18 protein-coding genes are annotated in these 21,535 nt (G+C 46.0%); 9 read left to right on the plus strand and 9 right to left on the minus strand.

The features are described from left to right. Window positions 1–483: 483 nt before the first annotated feature. Window positions 484–1,371 (minus strand): hypothetical protein, encoded by an 888-nt coding sequence (locus JWH17_RS21100; RefSeq protein WP_205224678.1) that lies wholly within the window; start codon window positions 1,369–1,371, stop codon window positions 484–486. 388 nt (window positions 1,372–1,759) lie between these two features. Continuing rightward, window positions 1,760–2,758, minus strand: coding sequence for a LacI family DNA-binding transcriptional regulator (locus tag JWH17_RS21105; protein WP_205224679.1), 999 nt, complete (start codon window positions 2,756–2,758; stop codon window positions 1,760–1,762). Window positions 2,759–3,533: 775 nt separating this feature from the next. On the opposite strand from JWH17_RS21105, the gene JWH17_RS21110 reads away from it, so the two are divergent. The 5 genes from JWH17_RS21110 (at window position 3,534) to JWH17_RS21130 (ending at window position 8,247) form a co-directional block, all read left to right on the plus strand. After that, a complete protein-coding gene (locus JWH17_RS21110; protein WP_205224680.1) occupies window positions 3,534–4,007 on the plus strand; it encodes a PTS sugar transporter subunit IIBC family protein in 474 nt (157 codons plus the stop codon). Between the two features lie 798 nt (window positions 4,008–4,805). Continuing rightward, window positions 4,806–5,723, plus strand: coding sequence for a metal ABC transporter solute-binding protein, Zn/Mn family (locus tag JWH17_RS21115; RefSeq protein ID WP_205224681.1), 918 nt, complete (start codon window positions 4,806–4,808; stop codon window positions 5,721–5,723). Between the two features lie 7 nt (window positions 5,724–5,730). Next, window positions 5,731–6,237 (plus strand): hypothetical protein, encoded by a 507-nt coding sequence (locus JWH17_RS21120; RefSeq protein WP_205224682.1) that lies wholly within the window; start codon window positions 5,731–5,733, stop codon window positions 6,235–6,237. Further along, a complete protein-coding gene (locus tag JWH17_RS21125) occupies window positions 6,227–6,988 on the plus strand; it encodes a metal ABC transporter ATP-binding protein (RefSeq protein WP_205224683.1) in 762 nt (253 codons plus the stop codon). Before JWH17_RS21120 ends, JWH17_RS21125 begins: the two co-directional genes overlap by 11 nt. Continuing rightward, the gene (locus tag JWH17_RS21130; protein WP_205224684.1) at window positions 6,988–8,247 is read left to right on the plus strand and encodes a metal ABC transporter permease; all 1,260 of its coding nucleotides are present in this window, start codon (window positions 6,988–6,990) and stop codon (window positions 8,245–8,247) included. The genes JWH17_RS21125 and JWH17_RS21130 overlap by 1 nt, the downstream gene beginning before the upstream one ends. Before the next feature lie 329 nt (window positions 8,248–8,576). Here the strand turns inward: JWH17_RS21130 and JWH17_RS21135 are convergent, their stop codons facing one another. Both JWH17_RS21135 and JWH17_RS21140 read right to left on the minus strand, forming a co-directional pair. Continuing rightward, complete coding sequence (locus tag JWH17_RS21135) at window positions 8,577–9,800, minus strand: MFS transporter (RefSeq protein WP_205224685.1); 1,224 nt, start codon at window positions 9,798–9,800, stop codon at window positions 8,577–8,579. Window positions 9,801–10,053: 253 nt separating this feature from the next. Next, complete coding sequence (locus tag JWH17_RS21140) at window positions 10,054–10,698, minus strand: YiaD family glycine zipper/OmpA-like lipoprotein (RefSeq protein ID WP_205224686.1); 645 nt, start codon at window positions 10,696–10,698, stop codon at window positions 10,054–10,056. Window positions 10,699–11,107: 409 nt separating this feature from the next. Between JWH17_RS21140 and JWH17_RS21145 the strand changes: the two genes are divergently transcribed. Then, window positions 11,108–11,962, plus strand: coding sequence for a cysteine hydrolase family protein (locus JWH17_RS21145; RefSeq protein ID WP_205224687.1), 855 nt, complete (start codon window positions 11,108–11,110; stop codon window positions 11,960–11,962). Between the two features lie 222 nt (window positions 11,963–12,184). Here the strand turns inward: JWH17_RS21145 and JWH17_RS21150 are convergent, their stop codons facing one another. Beyond that, entirely contained in the window at window positions 12,185–12,784 is a 600-nt protein-coding gene (locus JWH17_RS21150; RefSeq protein WP_205224688.1) for a class I SAM-dependent methyltransferase, read from the minus strand. Window positions 12,785–13,017: 233 nt separating this feature from the next. Continuing rightward, window positions 13,018–13,839 (minus strand): HD domain-containing protein, encoded by an 822-nt coding sequence (locus tag JWH17_RS21155; protein WP_205224689.1) that lies wholly within the window; start codon window positions 13,837–13,839, stop codon window positions 13,018–13,020. A 390-nt stretch (window positions 13,840–14,229) separates the two neighbouring features. Here JWH17_RS21155 and JWH17_RS21160 point away from each other — a divergent pair, with 390 nt between their 5' ends. Further along, window positions 14,230–14,472, plus strand: a complete 243-nt coding sequence (locus JWH17_RS21160; RefSeq protein WP_205224690.1) for a helix-turn-helix domain-containing protein — start codon at window positions 14,230–14,232, stop codon at window positions 14,470–14,472. Window positions 14,473–14,967: 495 nt separating this feature from the next. Here the strand turns inward: JWH17_RS21160 and JWH17_RS21165 are convergent, their stop codons facing one another. After that, entirely contained in the window at window positions 14,968–15,594 is a 627-nt protein-coding gene (locus tag JWH17_RS21165; RefSeq protein WP_205224691.1) for a thiol peroxidase, read from the minus strand. 407 nt (window positions 15,595–16,001) lie between these two features. Here JWH17_RS21165 and JWH17_RS21170 point away from each other — a divergent pair, with 407 nt between their 5' ends. Continuing rightward, the gene (locus JWH17_RS21170) at window positions 16,002–16,676 is read left to right on the plus strand and encodes a PAS domain-containing protein (RefSeq protein ID WP_205224692.1); all 675 of its coding nucleotides are present in this window, start codon (window positions 16,002–16,004) and stop codon (window positions 16,674–16,676) included. Between the two features lie 304 nt (window positions 16,677–16,980). Then, window positions 16,981–17,661: a DUF8692 domain-containing protein gene (locus JWH17_RS21175; RefSeq protein ID WP_205224693.1), complete on the plus strand. Its 681-nt coding sequence runs from the start codon at window positions 16,981–16,983 to the stop codon at window positions 17,659–17,661. Between the two features lie 722 nt (window positions 17,662–18,383). On the opposite strand, the gene JWH17_RS21180 is transcribed toward JWH17_RS21175, so the two are convergent. Together JWH17_RS21180 and JWH17_RS21185 are read right to left on the minus strand one after the other, a co-directional pair. After that, complete coding sequence (locus JWH17_RS21180) at window positions 18,384–20,594, minus strand: cation:dicarboxylate symporter family transporter (RefSeq protein WP_205224694.1); 2,211 nt, start codon at window positions 20,592–20,594, stop codon at window positions 18,384–18,386. Between the two features lie 280 nt (window positions 20,595–20,874). Next, on the minus strand, window positions 20,875–21,069 hold the full coding sequence (locus JWH17_RS21185; RefSeq protein WP_205224695.1) for a hypothetical protein: 195 nt from the start codon (window positions 21,067–21,069) through the stop codon (window positions 20,875–20,877). Window positions 21,070–21,535 lie beyond the last annotated feature (466 nt).

The raw sequence follows: 21,535 nt of genomic DNA on the forward strand, positions 1-21,535 counted from the left end.
TGAAAAAATAACAGCGTCGCTTCGCTCCGACCACCTGGCCAGTTTCACTGGAATAGGTGGCCGGAATCACGTGGACTGACTGGCCGGTTTCGACTGGAATGGGTGGCCGGATTCAGTGGAATACGCAGTTTGGCTGTTAAACAGGAGCTCACCTGTGTGAAAAAATAACCACAGGCATATATTTGATGGGCTCGTAAAAAGTTAAAAAACGAAACCCGGTTGTTTAAAAATTTGAGCCGGTATTTTCATCTCCCTGTAATCTACCAGGAAGGCACACAAGTATTTATACAGAATTGTACAACACCCCTTTTGTATAAAATACAGAAAGCTCCTATGTTCGGCAAAATGCGAGATAGTATGGTACAACCCTCAAACTTGAAGATTACCATTGGTTATATCAAGCTGTAGTCTACTTTGCTGCTGGAATATTCTTAATTTTCCAGGCTCGACAAGCCGACTGAAAGATTATTTCGATGATGAGAATCAGGAATCAGGTTCAATAATTGAAAAATGTGGTATGCCGACATCAGCAGGGGAAATTATATAGAGCCGATACTTGAGAGACCGCTTGCCGGGATTCGTCTGTTCATATACACGAAGTATACCGAGAACAGGTGTCTGATCGATGCTCCCGAATGCTTCCTCAGGTTGGACGGTGATATTTCTCCTGTGCACTTCATTTTTAAGATCCTTGTTAAGAGATTCAAAAGTGAAGGTCGCAAACTCTCCATACCTCCCCAGGCCAAGTATTCTTGTCAGTCCTGTAAAGTTGTTCTTTTTATAACGAGTATCGTGGCATACGATGATGTACGGCGGAAACAGGACGAGACCTTCAGACGACAAGACTTTTTCCCTTATTTTACCAAGATCTTGCGCAAAACGATGTGCTTGTTTCTCTGAAAAATTAAGCTCGGTTTTGTTGTAGGCGTAATACATTGGTGGATCAATCAGGCCAACAGAGGCGCAGGTGCTGATTCTTGTGCGGGCTCCATATGGCTGGTTCATAAAGGTAGGGCAATGGCTTTTAATAATATCGTTGGAATTTATTTCTAGAGTGGAAACACTGCTGATTCTTTTTGTGCGTCGAAATGCGGCTTTCTTGTATGTAAAAATTCTTCTTGCCGCTTTAGAAAAAAATCCTCCATCTAGATTTATCGCTGAAGCGATGCCATCATGGTAAAGTAGCGTAGCATTATCATTCTGCATGGCATCTCTGATTGCAGACCTGAAGTCTTTTGCTGAAATCTTGCCATAGCTTTCGTATCTGATAAATTGTTCGTCGACATCCTGATAGATCAAACCTCCAGGGATGAAAATTGCCCCTTTATTATCATACTTACCTGTTGCACCTTCCTCGTTAACTCCTGGCATTTGCCCTTCCTCATACTGCTTAAGCATTTTATTAAGTGTGTGAAAACGAATCGTAATTACCTCCTTAATTAATTCATTTCCTAAGATTTTTTTCTTATGCATAGCGAATATGATTTTTTTATTTAGGTGTTTGTCGGACAAAGGCTTGTTGGGGCACTTTAGCAGCATGAGTCAGGTTATCGGTAATCATGCTTCTGATAATCACGGCAACTGTCTTTTATCGTGCTAACTCTTTAGCCTGGATTGCTCACCAGTTCAGGCGGTGGCAGGTTCAAAGTTTTTGGTAGTGAATCATAGTAGGCTATCGGAGTCTAGGCTTACCTTTTACTGCTACATACTGCACAAAATGACGAATCATGGATCAGATCCAGTGTCTGGAAATATGCAGTTAGTTGGAACAGCCACAGGATTGACGGATGACAAGCTTCGTCTTGAGAACCACTTCTCTGTTCGACCTTGAAGGGTCATTTATTCTTTTGATAAGAAGTTCTGCAGCGGTGCGTCCAATTTCATATGTCGGCTGCTCAATGACGGTGAGTGCCGGGTCAATGAGTTGCGCCCAGCTTGTATCGTCAAAACTGGCAATGGCTATATCGTTTGGAATAGAGAGTTTACTTTCACGAATTGCGCGAATAGTACCAGATGCAAGAAGGCTATTGCTCGTAAAAATTGCATCGGGCCGATCGTTTCGCTGCAAAAGAGACAAAGCTGTGTTGAAACCATCATTTTCTCGTGGCGTACTATACTTGATCAGATCTTGTGACGGCTTGATATCGTTATCCTTGAGAGCTTTTAAAAAACCTTGCCGCCGCTCCTGTCCAGTCGTGCTTTCCGCCCCAAAAACTCCGGCTATACGTTTATAGCCATGCTCAATTAAATGGCTGACAATGGCATAAGCTGATGAGACATTATCAATAAGGACATTATCCACATCAAAATTGCTAACATGCCGGTCAATCATAACTATCGGTTTCTCAAGGGAATACGTTTCTGTAAAATTATCGATCCCTTTTCTGGTCGGTGAGAGAATAATGCCGGCAACATTTTCAACGCGGAGGAGGTCAAGGCACTTCTTTTCCTTAATCGGATCTTCGTCTGTGTTGCAGAGTATTACGTTATATCCCAGTTCCTGGGCTGCATCGTCAACGGCCCTGCTTACCCTTTGAAAAAAAGGATTCTCTATATCGGCTACAATCAGGGCAATGATTCGCGACGTGTTAGAGCGCAGGCTTTGGGCTACCCTGTTTGGCTGATAATTCAGTTTCTTTACAACCGCCATTACACGTTTTTTGACTTCTTCCCTAACGTGGGGTTTGTTGGAAAGAACCCTTGATACTGTTGCTGTTGAGACACCGGCTGCCTCAGCAACATCTTTAATTTTAACCATTGAAACCTCTTTGATCTTTGGTGGAGCATAATCAGGCCGACAAATTAAATGTAAACGTTTACATTGTTGACGTCAAATAATTTTTACTCTTTGATCTTAAGTGTGTGCTGTAACCAATTGTATTTGTATGGATATATGGGCGGTAGATGTTTGGGCGAATTTTGTTTTTATGCATTAACCAACGTGAAATAATCGTTAACAGAAAAATACAGATTGGCTGCAAATGAAAGTGCATATGCATGGATAAAGACGAATAAAGTTTGTTGTTAGAGTAGCCATAGCTGCTTGAGGTTTCTTGTTGTATGAAAACGTTTACGTTTATACCTAGGTTTTTTTACACGCTGATCATTTCTTAATTTTTGAGTAAAAGTAGCATAACAGTCTGTATGTATGTAAAAAAAATAATTGCAGACTAAAGGTGAAAAATTTCACCAAAAAATGTTGACGCTTTTTTTTGTAATCGTTTACATTTGGTTTCGGTTGTTCTACAAAGTAAAGTTTTGCTGAAGAGAGGATCAAATGAAAGGGGTAGTTCAAAGATTTGACGACTTCCTGAGCGGAATTGTTCCAATTCCCCGAGACTGGTTAATTTGTCGCCTGGGGCTGATTGTGGAGAAGTCGCTAACCACGTAACGAGGAGGTCTGTTTATGTCCGGTAATGTTGTGAAGGTAATACTTTGAAAGTAGGGGCCCAGTCGTTTGTAATGTCTTTAAGTGGCGTGGTTATGCCCTGGTTGGTTCTCCATCTCCCGGCTCCGTGTTTGCGTTGACCCTGATGTCCACCAAAGGAATGGGGATTGTCTTAACCTTAAGTTCCATTGCGGTATCCGCTCTCACTTCGTTTATCATTGGAGCTGTATTTATTCGCACCGACGCTTCAGAAAGTGATGATCTCGATGCGGCCACAGCGGCTGTTGCGGCAAGTAAGTCTGAGGCAAAAGGACAGGCTGCCCCTCTCGCGTCAGCAAAGTCGGAAAATGTTCGATCAATTGTTGTGGATTGCGATGCAGGCATGGGCTCTTCAGCCATGGGGGCAACGGTACTACGTGGCAAAATTAATGATGCCGGCTTAGATATTGAGGTGAGTAACGCAGCTATTAATGATCTGAAAGATGCCGACATCGTTATTACCCAAAATGAATTGACGGATCGTACTCGGTCTATGTTGCCAAATGCTCAGCATCTGAGCATCGATAAGTTTATGGACGCAAGCTTCTATGATGAGCTGGTAGCAAAACTGGTAAAATAACTCTGTCAGCGTTGATTATTCATAGAAGAGCTGGCATCTTCGGACGGTTACGATTTCCCGCATAGTTGGCTATCGGAGTCTTCACTTCCTGCAAAAAATCGCCTCTGTCTAAATAGGAAGCGAAGACTCCGTGAGGTAACTGTAAGCAGTTACTGGTTTTAGGTATAATACATCAAAGCGTTATCAAACCAGTGGGTAATTAGCCGAATTTCTCATGAACTTTTTGATTACAAATTCAATTATTTGATATTATTACTTAAAGAGTATTTGCACAATTAACAGTCTGTTTTTCGTTTTCAATCAAAAAGTTCCCCCTTAGGGTCAATAGATTTTTCCACAGGATCTACGTTACAAACCACTTGCGGTAGTTTACTACAGCTGCGCGGCTTGTGCCTTGCCCTGCGAAAAACTTTATTGATGAGAAATCCGGGCTAAAGGGTATTTTTCGCAACGTTGTAAATCATCAGATATTTATCAATCTCAAACAACAAATATATTATGTGTGGCATTTTCGGCTATTGTGGCCCTAAAAGAGTTTTATCGGTGATCGTAGAGGGGCTTAATCGCCTGGAATATAGAGGGTATGATTCTGCCGGTGTGGCCTACTTGGATCAGGGAAAGCTTTTCAAATAGAGGCAGGAACCCCGGTTGTGCTGTTGAACAGCAATTATTTTAAATTGCAGAGTATGTTTTTTAGATACTTGAAAAGTAAGATAATAAATTTTGATTTGACCAATACTGCTTCCTGTGTTCCCTTACAAAAAAGGAAAAATATTAAATCGTTGGGAGAGAATAATTATGAAAGGAATCATTTACGGATTGGTGTTTTTTGTAAGTCTTTTCTGCTCCTCATTTGCAGTTGCAATCGCAAGTAAACCAATAGTTGTTGCTTCAACAACACAGATTGCTGATTTTGCAAGGCAAGTTGCAGGCGATCGCCTCATCGTCAAATGTGTACTGGCTCCCGGTGCTGATCCGCATACATACCAACCGACTCCAGATGATGTCCAGATGGTGCTCGAATCCGATATTTGTCTGGAAAACGGGTTACATCTCGAAGGTAAAAACTGGATGTCAACCCTTGCCACTGATGCAGGGAAACCAATCATTACCACTACCGATGGTATAAAACCGCTGGCAATTTCAAGCGAAGGGGAAATGGTAGCAGATCCACATGCGTGGTTTTCTCCCAAAAACGTAGCCGTTTACGTCAATAACATTGTCAAAGGATTCAGCCAATTGGATCCTGACGGCAAACAGAATTACGAGGCACGCGCCACCCTCTTTTTGCAACAGCTTCGCGTGTTGGACTCGTGGGTGCGCCAACAGATAAATAGAATTCCCACCCAGCGTCGCATTCTTGTAACTACCCATGATGCGTTCAATTATTTTTGCACTGAATTCAAGCTGAATGCCAATAATAATTTCCTTTCCATTGCACCGGTTGGCTGGTCTACGGGTGCGGAAGTAGGTGGTGGCATGACCCCTGAACGGAGGCGGAAGGTTGTTCAATCAATAAAAGAGTCTGGTGCTCCTGCCCTTTTTGTAGAAACCACCATCAACCCCAAACAGATACGCGAAATAGCTAAAGAGACAGGGGTGAAGATTGGCGGCGAACTGTATTCCGATTCAATGGGGCCGGAAGGATCAGCCGGCGAGACCTACATCGGCATGATGAGAGAAAACGTACTGTTGATGGTTAACGCACTGAAATAGAGGGATCATGAGATTTCTACTGGTAGTTACTATTTGGGTTGTTATTGTTGGCGGACTCTGGGGCTATATTGCAGACCGGGATACCAGGCGCCAACAGATCACAGCAGCGACACCGATGGATCTGTCGGTGGAAGGGCGGTTTGTGATTGAAGTTACCCCGACATTTTCTACAGAAAAGGATCCTTTCGCATTAACGACTTCAGATAGCAGTGTACCGCCGCTGACCGTAAAGCTCAATGGAATGTACATAGACACACACACGCAGGAAGTATTACGAGGGCAGACTCTTCGCTATGAAGATGTGAGTGGAGTATTATCCGGGCACAATGAGATCTATGTTAGTGCCAGTCCGCCTTTATCTGAAAACACATTGGAGCACGGCGTACGCGTTAAGTTGTATGAAGACAGTACCCTTGTGGTAGATCAGACCGTATGGGCCGATCAGGGAGCACTGGTGTCCGGTACTATCAGCTTTAACCATTCTGCAGACGAAGAGGGCAGCCATGACCACTAACCGCTCCACAGTAATAGAGGTTGAACATCTGACCGTCAGTTATCAGGCCAAGCCTGCTTTGCTCGATGTGAGTGTTAAGATTGAAAGTGATCAGTTGATTGGCGTCATTGGCCCCAATGGTGCTGGTAAATCCACATTTATCAAGGCTGTTCTCGGTTTTGTCAAGCCGGATCTTGGAACGGTTCTTATAAACGGCAAGAGCGCCCAAAAAGCCAAAGGTGAAGTCGCTTATGTACCCCAGCGGGGAGCCGTGGATTGGGATTTTCCGATTACGGTAAAAGAAGTTGCCCTGATGGGACGTTACCAGAAAATTCCCTGGTACACTTCGCCCAAAGCTGCTGATTATGAAGCGGCATTTAATGCGCTTGAGATGGTGCGAATGCAGGATTTTGCCGAAAGGCAAATCGGCGAGTTATCAGGGGGGCAGCAGCAGAGAGTTTTCATGGCTCGTGCGCTTGCCCAGGGAAGTGATATCCTTCTCCTTGATGAGCCCTTTGCAGGTGTTGATGCGGCAACGGAAAGGGCTATTCTTGACGTGCTCGAACGTGCTAAAAATTCAGGCAAGACGCTGGTTGTTGTCCATCATGACCTTTCGACGGCTGCGGAGTACTTTGATAAACTTATTCTCATCAAGCAGCGAATGTATGCTTATGGTACTCCATCGGTGGTTTTAAACGAAGACCTCTTGAGCAAGGTCTATGAAGGGCGGCTGCGCATTTTCAGCGATATTATCAAGAAGGGAGAAGCCTGATGTATGATCTTTTCATTGCACCCCTTGCAGAAACGTATTTTCAGAAAGCGCTGATAGGTGGATCGATTGTTGCGGTAGTTGCCGGTGTTGTCGGATGCCTGGTGGTGCTGAAACGGATGGCATTTCTTGGTGATGCCTTGTCCCATGCCATGATAGCCGGTGTTGCTGGTGGCTATTTGGTCATGAAACTCTTATTTGGTGCAGAAGCACATGCGCCGGGGATGCTTCTTGGTTCGCTTATTGCGGCTATTGCAACCGTGGCACTTATCAGTTTTGTGTCCAGGATATCAAGGGTAAAAGAAGATACCGCCATTGGGATCATGTATACCGGGATTTTTGCCCTTGGTGTTGTTGCTGTTTCCATCTTCCGCCATTACATACATATTGACCTGATGCATTTTATCATGGGCGACGTTTTGGGGGTTGCCGATAGTGACCTTTGGGTGAGTGCTTTTGTTGCGGCGTTCGTTTTGACGCTGCTTATTTTGTTCTTCAGGCATTTCCAGTTGGCAACCTTTGATCCGGTTATGGCCGCATCCATAGGCTTGCCTGTCCTGCTGATTGATTATGTCCTCACTACCTGTGTATCACTGGTTGTTGTCAGTGCTGTCAGTATGGTCGGTGTTATTCTGGTAGTAGGACTGTTGATCACCCCGGCTGCAACAGCTTATCTTTTAAGTGATCGCCTTGATCGTATGATGTGGCTGGCCGCCTTGTTTGGGGTTACAAGCGTGGTCGGAGGACTCTATTTATGTGTTTGGCTCGATTCGGCAGGTGGCGGCGCCATAATGCTGTTTTGTACCCTGCAGTTTCTTGTTGTATTAGCAGTAGCACCAAAATATGGTTTGCTCGCCCGTTGGCGAAGAATGCGCAACCTTGTACCTCAGCAGGTTATTGAAGATATCCTGACGACCATATTAAGGCATGGCAAAACAACCCCCATGGCAGTAATCCGACAATATGTGGAGAGCGGCGGCAAAGGCATCAAAAAAGCACTTCTGCGCATGATCCAGGATGGATTGATTACAAGCTCTGCAGGTGGCTACGATTTAACTGCAGATGGTGAGAAGGAGGCCAACAAGGTATTGCGGGCTCATCGCCTCTGGGAGGCCTATTTGGATACGATAGGCACACCTGAAGAACAACTGCACCCAACAGCCCATCATCTCGAGCATATAAGTGATACTAACACTGTGGACTATCTCGATGAAAAATTGGGGCACCTTGACCATGACCCCCATGGTCAGCCAATTCCTTGATGTTCGTTTTTAGCTATTTGTGCTAAGTGGTTAGGTGCTGTCGTAGACGCAATTTTGTTGATAAAAGGGAGTGAGATGCTAACTAGTGTCTGTCCAGAAATGAGGATTTTCGCTTAAGTTCAAGGCGTGCGGTAAATTTTACCACAGGCATATAACTAATATTCCGAGGATAAAATTTTGAGCACAACGCCGAAATTAGGTGAAAAGGCCATTTGTGGACAGGCGCTAACTAAAAAAGGACATTATTCTTAGGTTGCCTTTTTGGCTTATGCAGTGCGGGTTGACCGTGGTCAGTGGAGGTTTTGCTCAATAGTTACCTTGATCTCCTGTTATATGTTCCCAACTTGAACCTTCTTTGAAGGTAACTGCATGCTCAGCAGTGCCGCAAGTGTCACTCCACCTGCTGCCAACAGGAAACTGAAGGAAAAACTTCCCGTATACTCTGCGATAATACCGGCACTGGCTGGGCCTGCTATTTGTCCGATTCCAAATACAAAGGTGACAAATCCAAACCACGTTGCTGCCTTTTCCGGTCCTGCCAAATCACCCACCAAGGCAGCTATAATAGAGGGTATGCTGAAGGCTACTAAAGAAAAACAGAAGATGGAAAGATAAGCAGAGACAGCAGAGCCCGTCCATGCCGCTAACAGATAGGCTATTGCCTGCAGGGAGTACACAATTATAAGGCTATTTCGCCGACCGATACGATCTGAAATATACCCGAAGAGGGGGCCGGACAGTACGCACAAAAAGCCTCCCCATGCCCAAAGATTTCCGGCAGCCTGCTCGGTGAAACCTCTATCCTGGATAAGGGAGGTTACGATGAATGTTACGTATATTACATAGGTCAATCCAAAGAGAAAATAGAGTATGCCTGAAAGGTACAGAGCCCCAGGTTTTCTACCGTTTTCAGCAGTCTTTGTTCCTGTGGCCAAAGGAGAGCCTTTTCGATGAGTTGGCCGATTACGTACCAGCATCAGACAGATGCAGGCGACAAATAACACAACCCCGCCAAACACCAGCCAGCTTAATTCCCATCCCGATCCAAGCTGATTCATAGTCGGCACAGCCTCACCGGAGATGAGTATCCCAAAGCCATTGCCCATCACGCAAAGTCCGGCAGCTCTTCCCCGCATGGCTGGTTCAAACCAGACCGCGATCAGGCCCATGATTGGGACGTTTGCCAGCGCTGAACCTATTCCGGTGAGCGTGTAAAGGATAATCACCTGATACAGTGAAGACGCCAGGCTGATCAGTATCATTGAACAACCTATAAGCGTTAGCCCATAAAAGATAAGCCTTCTCGCGCCGAGCATTGCGTTTAGGAAACCACATCCGAGTACAGCCACAAGGTAGCCGCAGAAATTGGCCGCCGAAAGCAACCCCATCTGCCCGTATGACAACTCCAACCCTCTCCCCATTGCAGGGAGCATGACTCCCAGGGCAAATCTGCCAAGGCCGAGGGCGCCTAGAAGACCTAATGTGCCGGCAAATACAATTATCCAGCGATAATTTTGAGACGACTGAAGTGGTAACCCGCTCAATAGTGTCATAGTGTCTTTATTCCTCTCGCAGGGCAGGGTGGTTACGTGTTGTCCCGGAACAGTAAAGTAGCTGTCTTCTTGTTTTATGTCGTCAGTAGCTAGCTCACAATACTTTGGTCAAGGGATTCGCCAATGCACTGTATACAGGCTTTGCAAAGCAGTAACAAAAAGAGGGTAAATAATGAAAAGGTGAAATGGATAATACCTTTTCATTATTGCTGATCTGGTTGCAGTTGTGTTTTATTTAGCGGGACAACACAGCTTACTGAGTTACCGGAATAATAACCACCTCCACCCTTCTGTTCATGGCATGGCTGGAGGAGATGGGGCGAGTTTCGCCATAGCCTACCGCCCTTATCCTATTGTAGGCGACTCCCTGCTGAATCAGAGCATTCTCAACGGAGTGCGCCCTGCGTAAGGAAAGCTGCTGGTTATATTGCTCTGATCCCGTTGAATCGGTATGTCCTCCAACCTCGATCTGCGTCTGTGGATACCTATTGAGAACAGACGCCATCCTGGCTATCTCGTTGTAGCCACCGGGCAGCAACGCACTGGAATCATGTTCAAAAAAAGTCTCTCCCTTAAAAGTGGCGACCAGCACATCTTGACTGCGCCTGATACTTGCTGCTTCTGAGTTGGCCATAATATTGCGGAGTTCGCGTTCCTGATTGTCCATATAAAGACCTACCTGGTTACCCGCTAATCCACCAAGTGCCGCACCTATTCCAGCGCCGATCAAAGTCGAATCAGTATTATGGCCTATGGCTTGACCAAGAATTGCTCCTACACCGGCCCCTACACCTGCACCAATTGCTGTACCCTGTTTCTGGTTGGTGTCAAGGCCGGCACAAGAACTTAATAGTAATGTTAATGCAATGGGTACGATAACCCCTCTAATTGATTTCATTTGTTCCTCTTTGTCGTTATAAAAAATGGCCGGAAATCCAGCCGGTATTTATGCACCCCGGCATACTAGGAGATATCATTCTATTTGTCTAGCCTGATCGGTTACTTATCGGGCTATGTCTACCCGATGTCGGGTGATGACTTTTGCATTGAGCCGGATCGTCATCCTCCCGAAGAGGGGGAAGGGTGTTGATATAATAAATCACAGGATTCACGAACAGGAAAAAGGAGTCCACGATTGTGATCGTATTCGGGACTGGGGCGATCCTCTTTATTTAATTTCTTGACAGTGGAACCGGCATTAGATAGCGTAAAGGGCTGAGAAAACGATAAAAAGGTAGGGGGTCACGCTGGTCGGCGGTCGACGCGACGGTTGCCTGTGGATTCAAACACTATTCGAGAGGGACTTGATGAGAAACAACAGTGACAGCAAGATTCGGACACTTGAAGAAGCTCTCCAGATGCCCTGCAAGCATCGAGACATGGACCAGGCGCTGCAACCGATGGACAACTACAGCAACACTCCAGGTGGTCCAAACAAACAGCCGCTCAGTTTCTGGGCTTCCTGGAACCTGGAGGACCGGCCTCGCAGAATTGCCCTGCTGCTCGATGACTGTCAGGAAGAGTACCGACCATATGCAGGAGGTATTTTGCCGAATCTCACCAAACTTGTGGATACGTTTCGAGTGGCTCAGACAAAAAGTGATGGCATTCGCATAATGTGGAGTGCCTGGACCCGTACCTTTGACGATGGCATCAGCAACGCCATGGATCGTTGGTATGGTCCAAAAGGGCTGCGTCCCGAAGATCCGGAGAACGCGGTGTATGTTTTTAACGGTGCACCAGGCATGAAACCCCTCTCAGAAATTGGCCCGACAGAGGAGGAGGTTGCCGACGGTTGGTTCTACCATGGAAAACATCTGGACATGTTCTGGACTTTTGATGAGAATGGCAACTCCTATCTGGATGAAAAACTCAAGGCAGCCGATATCGATACTATTGTATTGGTCGGTCTCTGGACAGATGAATGTATTCTTAGCACGGCCTACGCAGGCAACTCGCGTGGGTATGATGTCGTGCTGGCAGGTGATGCCGTTGCAACGGCCACCGCAAATCAAGAGATTGCACTCAAGGTTGCCGGCAGCACTGTCGCCAAGGTGGTTTCAACCGATGACGTGGTGAGCTACATGAAGAACGGTTTTGTCACGGGAGAGCCGGGCGCTGTCAAAGGCACAGGTCATCCGGATGGACGAAAAGAAGGCTGAAACATCCGTATTTCTGGAGAAGCCTCTTCGGCACAGCCTTTCATCGCAGGTCTTGGGAAGCATGGAGCTCTTTTCAAGACCTGATCAGACACGCAGAAGAACATCCCTCCCGGCGTGCCGTAACCTACCAGAGTATGGTTGCTGCAGGGTGGGGGATCCATATCCAATAGTGGTGCTTCGTGTGCGACGTTGACATTGGCAGAGCTATAAACCGCTCTTTACTTACATCTTGTTTTTCTTCTCTTTTTTGAAATTTATTGTGTAGTTTCGTTTGGTGCCGAAAACTTGGTTTGTTTTGAAACCGCATGAGGTGACAAGCGATGTAAGCTCATCTATACTCAGCTTGTCAGGATCACCCATCAATTCTGAAATAGACAAGATCCCATCTTGCTTCAAACTTCTGTGGATTTCTTTTAAGTAATTACTTTTATTGTCAATCTCTCCGATAACTGTCACTAGGATCACTCTGTCAAAAAAATCACTTTCAAGATCAAGATTAACCCCATCGGTTAATCTGTATTCAACGTTTCCAATGTTTCTCTTCTCTAGCCGCTTCTTCGCAAAATCTAGCATCTCTTGTTGAATATCGAGCAAGACGAGTTTGCCGTTTTCTAACTTCTTTGCTATATGGGTGCTGAAATATCCTGGACCTGGGCCTATTTCCAGCACGTTATGGTCTTTGTTTATGTCCAGTCGTTGTATGAGTTGTTTGGGAGAGAGAAATATATTTCTAAATGGAATGAGCAGGGTAAAAGCATATTTTGGTGGGAATACACCTTTACCTGAAAAACTATTCTTGAATTGTTTGTCGGCGCTAGACATTTTTTGACCATTGAACGTTTGAAATGGGTCGTCACGAGGAACAGGCGCAGCTTTCTACGTCGGGCGCTGTACCGTTCCGGTTGAATTGGTTGCTTCTGATTTTTTTTTTACTGAATGTTCCCACTAAAATTAATGTGAATGCTCCAAAGCCTATGTTTACCAATCCCGGTCTGTTCTAGTTTTTTTGTCTTTAGAGAAATCAATTTCCAGAGAAACAGTATAGATGAGAGGAGTCAAGCAAAGGCTTGCCCCTTTTGCTCCTTTCCTATTCTTTTATGCATATGGTCGGTTGCCATTGCGAAAATTTCTTCGATCTTTTTGGAATCGGGCAATACAGAGCGCAATTTTTGGAGATAGCCTCTTTTCATTGTCTCTTCAACGGTTGGCACAAAATTGAGATCAAAGACCCAACTGACCTGAAGCAACTTAAAATCATTTAACGTGTTAAGATTTTTGATGTCCACAATACGGTGGTGAAGCAGGTCGTTGATAACCGCAGGGCTGAGATCCTCTCGGTTGTCCAGCCCAAGTTCAATGACTGTATTCTTTTTTCCATGGCTTTGCAGATAATAATTGGTTGTTACATTCCAGATGTCCAGCTTGTCGGCATCACGGATCAACTGGGAAAAAAACAGACAGGTTTGTGTTTCTTTTGCAGGCAGTGCAGCACGATTATGATAGAGAATCGGGCGTATGATCATCTCTTTGAGGTCCGTTTCCATCCCTGCCAGTATTTCTATTTTTTCAATTATGTGGATCCCGAGTTCAGCATGATTGACCGATTTACTGTCCATAAAGGTACGGTATTGGGCATACTGCTCAAAACGACCGATGTCGTGCAGCAGCGCGATTATTTCTGCCAAGCGGAGTTCGCCGTCCTCAAGACCGAGTGCTCTGCCGATGAGAAGGATATTGTCGCATACTCGAAGACTATGCTCTCTTTTGAGTGAAATATTAGCCTGATGTGAAGCTTCCGCCTCCTTGAAGGTGGCAACATACTGTTCAAACCGTGTTCTGATTACCCCGAGGTCGTTATCGTTCACATGGATTTTCATAACGTGGATTCTCTTTGCTTATGCACTTGGAAAAAGTATTAGAGGCGGCCGTAATTGGGAAAGACAAGGGCAAGTTTTTGCTTGATTTGGATTGCGTGTCAGGTGGCATTTATATATTCCATGCGTAGTGGCCTGACCCAAAAAAAGTGAAAAGACATATCCGTCAAGAGTCAAGCAAAAATCCGACCCAATTGCCCCTAATCTATATTCCTTTTATCGCGCTCTTTTTTTCATTTCATTGTATGGTAATTTCAATAATTCACACCTAACCCGAAGGGGGAACTTTTTGATTGAAAACGAAAAACAGACTGTTAATTGTGCAATTACTTTTTAAACAATAATATCAAATAATTGAGTTTGAAATCAAAATTTGTTTTAAAGGAGCGGTGCATGACTAAAAAGAACGGTGTGCATATCCCTTATCCAGTTATGGGGTTTAAGATTGAAAATGACTGGAACCTGCTAATGGCTTGGTGCCGTTATCTTGGATTAGGGTGGCAAGATTTAGCAGCTCGGTCGCATATCAGCCCTTTAACCCTTTCTAAAATGGAGAAGGGTGACAATCTATTGAGCGATGATTTAAAACACGTCGCGTTCGTCATGGGGATCAAACCCGAACAGCTCGTTGATTAGTAAACACCGAGAAGGAGCCAAAGCCCTTACTCAGTGTGTGTTAAATCAGATAGAGCGTAATTCTGGTATATATGCTTTTGCTATAGAAAGGGTCGTTTCTGTGCTCTCTTCAGTAATAATCTGACTTCATGTGTAAACTAGGATGACCTCAATCTTGATTTTAGCAATGAGTAACAACTCACGGGGATGATAACTCTTTGATTTATTAAATTTAAAACCTGAAACTGCTTACAGGTGCCTACGGAGTCTTCGCTTGCCTGTTTGAACAGGCGCTATTTTTTAGCAGGAAGCGAAGACTCCGGTAACTTATCTATGCGGGAAATCGTGACCGTCAGAAGAGGTAAGCGGCCAACGGGAGACTGCAAGCAATCACGCCATCCTTATCAAGCCGTAAGTGTTCAGGAAATATGTAAACATCTCATAATCAGTTGATGACGAAAGATTTGATCCGGCACCCATTTAGACAACGAGTGCCAGACAACAAATCAGGATTAATCATGATTCCTTGGCAAGTTCCACCGCCTTGGAAAATGCCTTTTCCATGTCGGGCAGATGTGTGATGTCAGGTACTACCTGGATATACCGGACTATTCCTTGTTTATCGACAATAATCACTGATCTGGCAAGTAAACGGGGGCCGTCGAGCAACAGGCCAACTGAGCGGCCAAAGGAGCCTTCTTTGTAATCCGAAAGGTACTGAATATCTGTAAGTTTTGCTTCTTCTGCAAAGCGCGATTGGGCAAATGGTGTATCACGACTGATGGTGATGCGTTTAACCGTTGGCGGTAGAGTGTCACCTTCTTCTCCCAGGTAGTGGGTCTGTGCCTCGCAAACCTTGGTATCTATTGAGGGGACGATGCTAAGCAATAGTACCTCTCCCTTGTATTCCCGAAGGTTTATGGATTGCATGGAAACTGCGTCCACAAGTGCCGTTTCTGGCAGCTGCTGTCCTAATTGTATACCATTATCAACGAGGGGCAATCTTTTGCCTTGTTTTTCAACGCTGGTACCAGGTGAAACACTTTTAAAGTCAACCGTGATTGCAGCCTGTTTAGGCATGCAGGAAACCAACAATAATGCTGGAATTAATAATATTGCTTTTAGTATCAATTGATTGCCCATAATTAACCTCCTAATTCTATAAATGTTTCGGATTTGCAACGGAACAGTTACAAACACTGCATAATGGAAGGTTAATACGCCTGGGACAACTGTCAAATAATCAATCTTGGGTTTTTCCGGATGTAATGGCAAAGGGGTCAAATTTTTGCGTGACTCATCTTGTCGGTTTTTCTAAAAGCAACATATTTCCACTAAGTCATGACTGATGGGAGATATCTGGACTTTTGGAAATCAGAAATTCACAGAAATAACCTTAAATGACGGTTTATTTTACTGATTAGGGTTGCCACTACACCTTTTCGCACAGCGAGCTTGACTTCGACATCCTTCCTGCCATATATTTTTTTTATAGAGACAAGCAAGAAACGGACAGATAGATACGGATCTTAGGAGATAATTTATAACTTGTGAAGAAACAGATATCGCTATTGTCAAGAGAAGACTTACTACACTCGCTAGAGGACTCTTATGCTGTATTAAAGTCTGTTGTCGAAAGCCCTAAAGAGATCGTAATCTTTGCTTTAGATTGTAACTACAAGTACTTAGTTTTCAACATGAATCATTGTCAAACCATGAAGAAAATATGGGGTGTTACAATTGAACTTAATAGTAACATGCTTGACTATATAAAATCAGATAATGATAGGGAAAAAGCAAAAAATAACTTTGACCGCACATTAAAAGGGGAATCATTTGTCATTGAAGAAGAATACGGGGATGTTGATCTCAATCGTAGATTCTACGAGAATAATTATAACCCTATCTACGACGATAATGGAATAGTTATCGGGCTCACCATATTTTTGACAGATATAACCGAACGTAAAAGATTAGAATTTGAACGAAATAGACTTATTGAAAAGCTCCAAGAAAACTTAGATAAAGTGAAGCTGCTTTCAGGTATGCTACCTGTTTGTGGTCATTGCAAAAAAATTCGAGATGATAGGGGGTATTGGAACCGAATAGAGGATTATATAAGACAAAATTCTGAAGCTGAATTCACTCATAGTATCTGTCCGGAATGTTTGAAAGAGCAACACCCAAAGACCTACGAAAGGCTTAAAAAAGAGGGGAAAATCTAAGTAAAATATTAAACTTAGCATTTCCAAGGCGACGGTCCATAGCCCTGTTGTATCCACCAGCGAGAGGTGTTTCTTGTGCATCCAAGATCAGCAATGCACAGGAAAAACATCAAGCATGGGGATACCTGTCATTGGTTAACCTTACTTCATAGAAGCTATATTGTATTTTATTTGAATTAACTTCTACAATATAGAATTATTCGATAGCATGGAATCATCATCTATAGTTCTCTTGTTTTAGTGTTTCTATACCTGAAGTTAGCCGGTTAAACGTCAATTTAATGGTTGCTCTGGAGTAAGAAGTATGACTTCTCGGTTAGTTTTTTTTTTAGTTCTATCATTGAATTTGTTAGCGGTGAGTGCGGGCGTTATAATCTACATTTATATCGGCGTAGATTCTTTCACTGAAGATGGATTCATTACCAAACTATCGGTTTTCCAATTATTGGTGATAGGCTGGTTGTCGTATAATATATTCCGTACCCAGCGAATACAGAGAAGGTCCTCTCTCTGGAGAGACTCTTCTTTTGTCTGGCTAATTATTGCACTTGGTTTTCTTTTTCTAGCTGTCGATGAACTTTTTTTGGTTCATGAAAATATTGACAACTTTATTCATGACGTCTTCAATATGGAAGAGACTGCCCTTACTGATCGAATCGACGATTTCCTTGTAGGTCTCTACGGATTGGCGGGTATAGGAGTGCTTTTTGTTTTCCGCGATGAATTGAAAGCCTACAGGGAAACCTTTGTCTTTTTTGTTATTGGATTTGTTCTTTTTTTTGTCATGATTCCGCTCGACATGCTCATAAATAGAAATGACATCCTTCCTCTTATTTTTGAGCAAGAACATGCCTCCATTCTTAGTATATGGGTTGCTTTTATAGAAGACTCCTTAAAAGTATTCGCTGAAGTTTTTTTTGTAGTGGGATTTTTTGCAATTTTGCAGAAATCAAAAGAGGCTATGGAGGAAAATCCGGTTGGTTAACATTACCATCTCGAACATATTCTCTTTTTACCTACAGTCTAACTTGACCTTCTTCCTGTCCATTTCGTAAATAACTCCTTATGAAGGTAAATTAAACCGGATTTTAGTGCCGAAAACCGCAGTATAAAGGCCATTAGTGGTATGATTTAACCTTACCAGCAATTTCTGCAGAACATTAAACTGCTCCTGCAGCCTCTATATTCCTGCTCTTTTTCAAATGATTGAGGGGCACCACCCTCTGTTTTCTTTTTCTCGTTTATACGGCAATATTGCCAGCCAGAGCGCCTCACCACATGCTTTTGTGTTAGAAGCATAACGGCGAACCGACCAAGGGCCCAGGAAATGGAACTATATTTTGGTGAAGGTATAGAGTTGAAGACCTACCTGCCTGGCTGAGTAATGGACAGGAAAAACCCTAAGTTAAAGGGTAAGTAAAAAATATTTACCTTCGATTTGGCAATGTTAAGGCCAAGGCTAGGTTGCTGCGACTACATTATTCAGGAATAACTTCAATTGTTGTATGTGCACTAAAGGCAAGGCCTGCCTATGTACAGATTTACCGACAACGTTATGATCAATTGAGACGAAAATCAGTTTCACTGCCTTGTTGAAGTCCACTTGAATCTGCTAGGCGTAAATAATGAGTATGATTATAGAGGGAGGATCTGGCTCATCTGGTTTGTTCTATTAGGCGGCGGACACCCGGTCGCGTCGCTGCTGCGTCAATCGATCCAACCGAGCACATTGCGGATCACCGACCAGCGCGGCGGTTGGCTCTCCTTGACCTCGCCCAGCATCCAGTAGCGATAGAGCTGATCGATTGTGCCGTCGATCTTGGCGTTGACGAGCCAAGTATCGAGGTAGAGCAGTAGTTCATGGTTGCGGCGATCGACGGCATAGCCGTACGGCAAGAGCCTGACCGGCGTCGGCGCCACGAGGTTGAATCTGGGGTAACGGATCGTCCAGGCCGCGCCCTCCTCCCCGGCGGAGAGAACAGCGTCTACTCCCGGAGCGCCTGCGGCCAGCATCGAATCGAGGTCGGCCTTGCTTCTAAAGACCGTGGCCGTGGCGTTCGGCAACTCCCTGGCGAGCCAATTTCGGCCGACAAAGCTGTCGGATATGGCAACGTGAAGCCCGTCGATTTTCGCGATCTCGGCCCATGTTGCAAATTCGTTCCGGCGATGGTCCGAAACAATCATCGCGAGCGCGATCTCGAGCACGCTTTCCGTCAGGGAGACTGCCCTGGTGAGGTCCGGCGAGATCGGCAGAAGTGACATCGCGACGTCGCAGTATCCTGTGGACACGCGCCTTTCGATATCGGCGATCGAGTCGATCGGCACGAACTCGATCGCCAGATTCATGCTTCTGGCGAGCCGGTGGGCCATTGCGACGTCGAAACCGACCAGTTCGCCTTTGGCGTTCAGGAAGGCGGACGGATAGTCGTCGTGGGCGTAGCAGACCTTGAGCGTGCCACGCTCGAGGATCCCTTCCAGGTTTTCGCTTGCGCCGCTGGCCGCGTCGCCATCGCTCGGTGACTCGCGATAGACGGTGTGCGGCTGCGGCGGTTCCGTCAATTGCAGGCTCTCGAGCAGATCGGCCGTGCGATAGGGAGCGACGTAGACGTAAGTGTAGACCGCTCGGATACCAGCCAGCGACCCACCGATCAGAATAGCCGACACCAGGGTAAATCGCAGCAGGGGAAAGAAACGCAGCGTGATCGCGCCCTGCAAAGCATAGGTGCCGATCAAGGCGATCGCGATGATGTGCATCGCTGCCAGCAGCGTGCCGAAGCGGCTGCCGATGACGTCGACCGTGATGAACACCTGGAACAGGTCCGCCGGCAAGCTCAGCAGGTCGAAGAGGAACGGCAACGCCAGAACGGTGCCACCGAAGAGGCTGGCGAGCCCGACAACGACGAGGGTCGGATAGGCCGCGAGTTCGACCGCCGAGCCGACATACCACCCGCCGAAAAGCACGAACATCAAGGCCAGGATGCCGCCCAGGTTCGGGAACGGATAGGCCGCGGGGATCAGGATATCGATCGACGAGCGTTCGATTCGCCTAGCCTTGGGATCCGTCGTCGCGTCATCGAGGCGTGCGAGGATCCCCTTGCCGTCGGCGGCGAGGATCGGCAGCACGATCAGCAGGTTGCCCGTGGCAAAGGCGGTGACCAACGGGCCGCGGAAGGTGCGCATGATGTCGCCATAGCGCAAAGGTGTCGTAGCTGCGATGAGGCCGGGAAGGAGCCAGAAGCTCATGATCAGCGCGATCACGACATAGACCGCGATATAGACCTGCAGGCGGCCGAGATCGCCAACGTCGATCGTGCCAGCGGCACTGGCGGTGATCGCGAAGACACCGTAGGGGGCGAGCCGACCGATGAAGCCGTTGATGGCCAGGAGCGCGTCGCTCGCTGTCGTCAGCAGGTCGAGGATGCGCGCCTTGGTGGCGACGTTGATCAGTGCCACGCCGAAGAGGATGCTGAAGACGACGATGGCTGGAACCACCGCGTTCGACAGCGATGCGAAGATGTTGGCCGGTATGTACAATTGTAGGAAGTCGACGGGCTGCAGCTGTTCGATCTGGCTGGCGCTGAAGAACGCACCCGACGGCCAGTCGGGAAAGGCGAGAGGGCTCGCCAGGACCACCGAGATCCCGATTGCCCAGAGCACCAGGAAAACGCCGCCCGCCCGAAGTCCGAGCGCCTTTGCGTGATCGAGAGTCAGCCGGCCGAGTGAGGTGATCAAAGCCACGACGACGTAGGGAATGACCGTGATCTGCAAGAGCGCGATGAAGACGTCGCCGCCGATCTTCAGAAATGCTGCCTCCTCACCGAAAAAGACCCCGACCAGGACGCCGAGGCCGAGACCGATGAAGACCTGCGTGGCCAGGCTTAGTTGCCGCGGTGGCTTGCCCGTCGTGGTCGTCGCCATGATGATTCCTGAAGCTATGCGATACATGGGGCGACAGCCTGGATGCCCCGTCTTGGGTGATAGGTGATAAGAATTCGCTTTTTCAGGCTTCCCTAAAAAATGGGCCTTCCAGGCCCACTCCTCATGTCTTTACAAGAAAATACTAACTGATCAAAGTCAGGTTCGCAACATTTTCATTCACATTCCCGCCAATTGCCCTACAGTATCGCAGTAGATCGGCGAATTTGGCCTATGCTCCTCCTTTTTGCCGTTTTCAGCGCAAACCTCCCCACCGCAGGTTTCATAACGAATTGACATCTTCAGAGGGCTCCTCATAGCTTGGCCAGCCATCATCATATGACTCATAATCACTTATAACTTTTCCCGGCTCCGGCACCGGAGGCGCTCGTTGTTGTTTTGGCTCCGAATACAGATGCAGATGAACCAGAATTTTCTTGATGACCGCCCGCTCGTAGATGAAGCTGATAATTTTCATCTCACCGCCGCAGTGTTTACAGATTAACGGGTCGACTTTCGGAGGCGAGATAAAGCGTTCGCTACTCTATACACGACCCAAGGACATTACATTAGACGTCACAGACATTTTCTCTTAATGAAAGAGGCACATAACCAGCGGGTGGAGAGGGACGCGAACATCGGTTGTGCCTTACCGAACAAGGATTTCGGCGCGCCCCTCACTCCGGAGGTTAACATTGCCGATCCAAATATCTTGATTTCTTCTTAATTTAAAAATGTTACATTATTCCTTTGCAGTCACCGTTTGGGTTTGAACTAGGATTGGACCCATCGAGCATACCGGCAAAATCTCACCTTCACAGTTTGTATACGTAACAACCCTGTTTTTTCCTGTTGATTTAGATGGTTACCTACAGCTAATTTTTCTCATTATATCCTTGTAAGTCAAGATTTATCTCCGAACTGAGCGGAGTCAGAGGCCGCTT

This window comes from Desulfogranum marinum, assembly GCF_016918565.1.
In the GTDB taxonomy this organism is placed as follows: domain Bacteria; phylum Desulfobacterota; class Desulfobulbia; order Desulfobulbales; family Desulfobulbaceae; genus Desulfogranum; species Desulfogranum marinum.

Coding starts and splice junctions, on each gene's coding strand:
- JWH17_RS21165 (WP_205224691.1), bottom strand. CDS start 15,594: ATGGGCAATCAATTGATACTAAAAGCAATATTATTAATTCCAGCATTA.
- JWH17_RS21130 (WP_205224684.1), top strand. CDS start 6,988: ATGTATGATCTTTTCATTGCACCCCTTGCAGAAACGTATTTTCAGAAA.
- JWH17_RS21120 (WP_205224682.1), top strand. CDS start 5,731: ATGAGATTTCTACTGGTAGTTACTATTTGGGTTGTTATTGTTGGCGGA.
- JWH17_RS21150 (WP_205224688.1), bottom strand. CDS start 12,784: ATGTCTAGCGCCGACAAACAATTCAAGAATAGTTTTTCAGGTAAAGGT.
- JWH17_RS21110 (WP_205224680.1), top strand. CDS start 3,534: ATGTCCACCAAAGGAATGGGGATTGTCTTAACCTTAAGTTCCATTGCG.
- JWH17_RS21185 (WP_205224695.1), bottom strand. CDS start 21,069: ATGAAAATTATCAGCTTCATCTACGAGCGGGCGGTCATCAAGAAAATT.
- JWH17_RS21115 (WP_205224681.1), top strand. CDS start 4,806: ATGAAAGGAATCATTTACGGATTGGTGTTTTTTGTAAGTCTTTTCTGC.
- JWH17_RS21175 (WP_205224693.1), top strand. CDS start 16,981: ATGACTTCTCGGTTAGTTTTTTTTTTAGTTCTATCATTGAATTTGTTA.
- JWH17_RS21100 (WP_205224678.1), bottom strand. CDS start 1,371: ATGCCAGGAGTTAACGAGGAAGGTGCAACAGGTAAGTATGATAATAAA.
- JWH17_RS21180 (WP_205224694.1), bottom strand. CDS start 20,594: ATGGCGACGACCACGACGGGCAAGCCACCGCGGCAACTAAGCCTGGCC.
- JWH17_RS21145 (WP_205224687.1), top strand. CDS start 11,108: ATGAGAAACAACAGTGACAGCAAGATTCGGACACTTGAAGAAGCTCTC.
- JWH17_RS21125 (WP_205224683.1), top strand. CDS start 6,227: ATGACCACTAACCGCTCCACAGTAATAGAGGTTGAACATCTGACCGTC.
- JWH17_RS21135 (WP_205224685.1), bottom strand. CDS start 9,800: ATGACACTATTGAGCGGGTTACCACTTCAGTCGTCTCAAAATTATCGC.
- JWH17_RS21155 (WP_205224689.1), bottom strand. CDS start 13,839: ATGAAAATCCATGTGAACGATAACGACCTCGGGGTAATCAGAACACGG.
- JWH17_RS21105 (WP_205224679.1), bottom strand. CDS start 2,758: ATGGTTAAAATTAAAGATGTTGCTGAGGCAGCCGGTGTCTCAACAGCA.
- JWH17_RS21140 (WP_205224686.1), bottom strand. CDS start 10,698: ATGAAATCAATTAGAGGGGTTATCGTACCCATTGCATTAACATTACTA.
- JWH17_RS21160 (WP_205224690.1), top strand. CDS start 14,230: ATGACTAAAAAGAACGGTGTGCATATCCCTTATCCAGTTATGGGGTTT.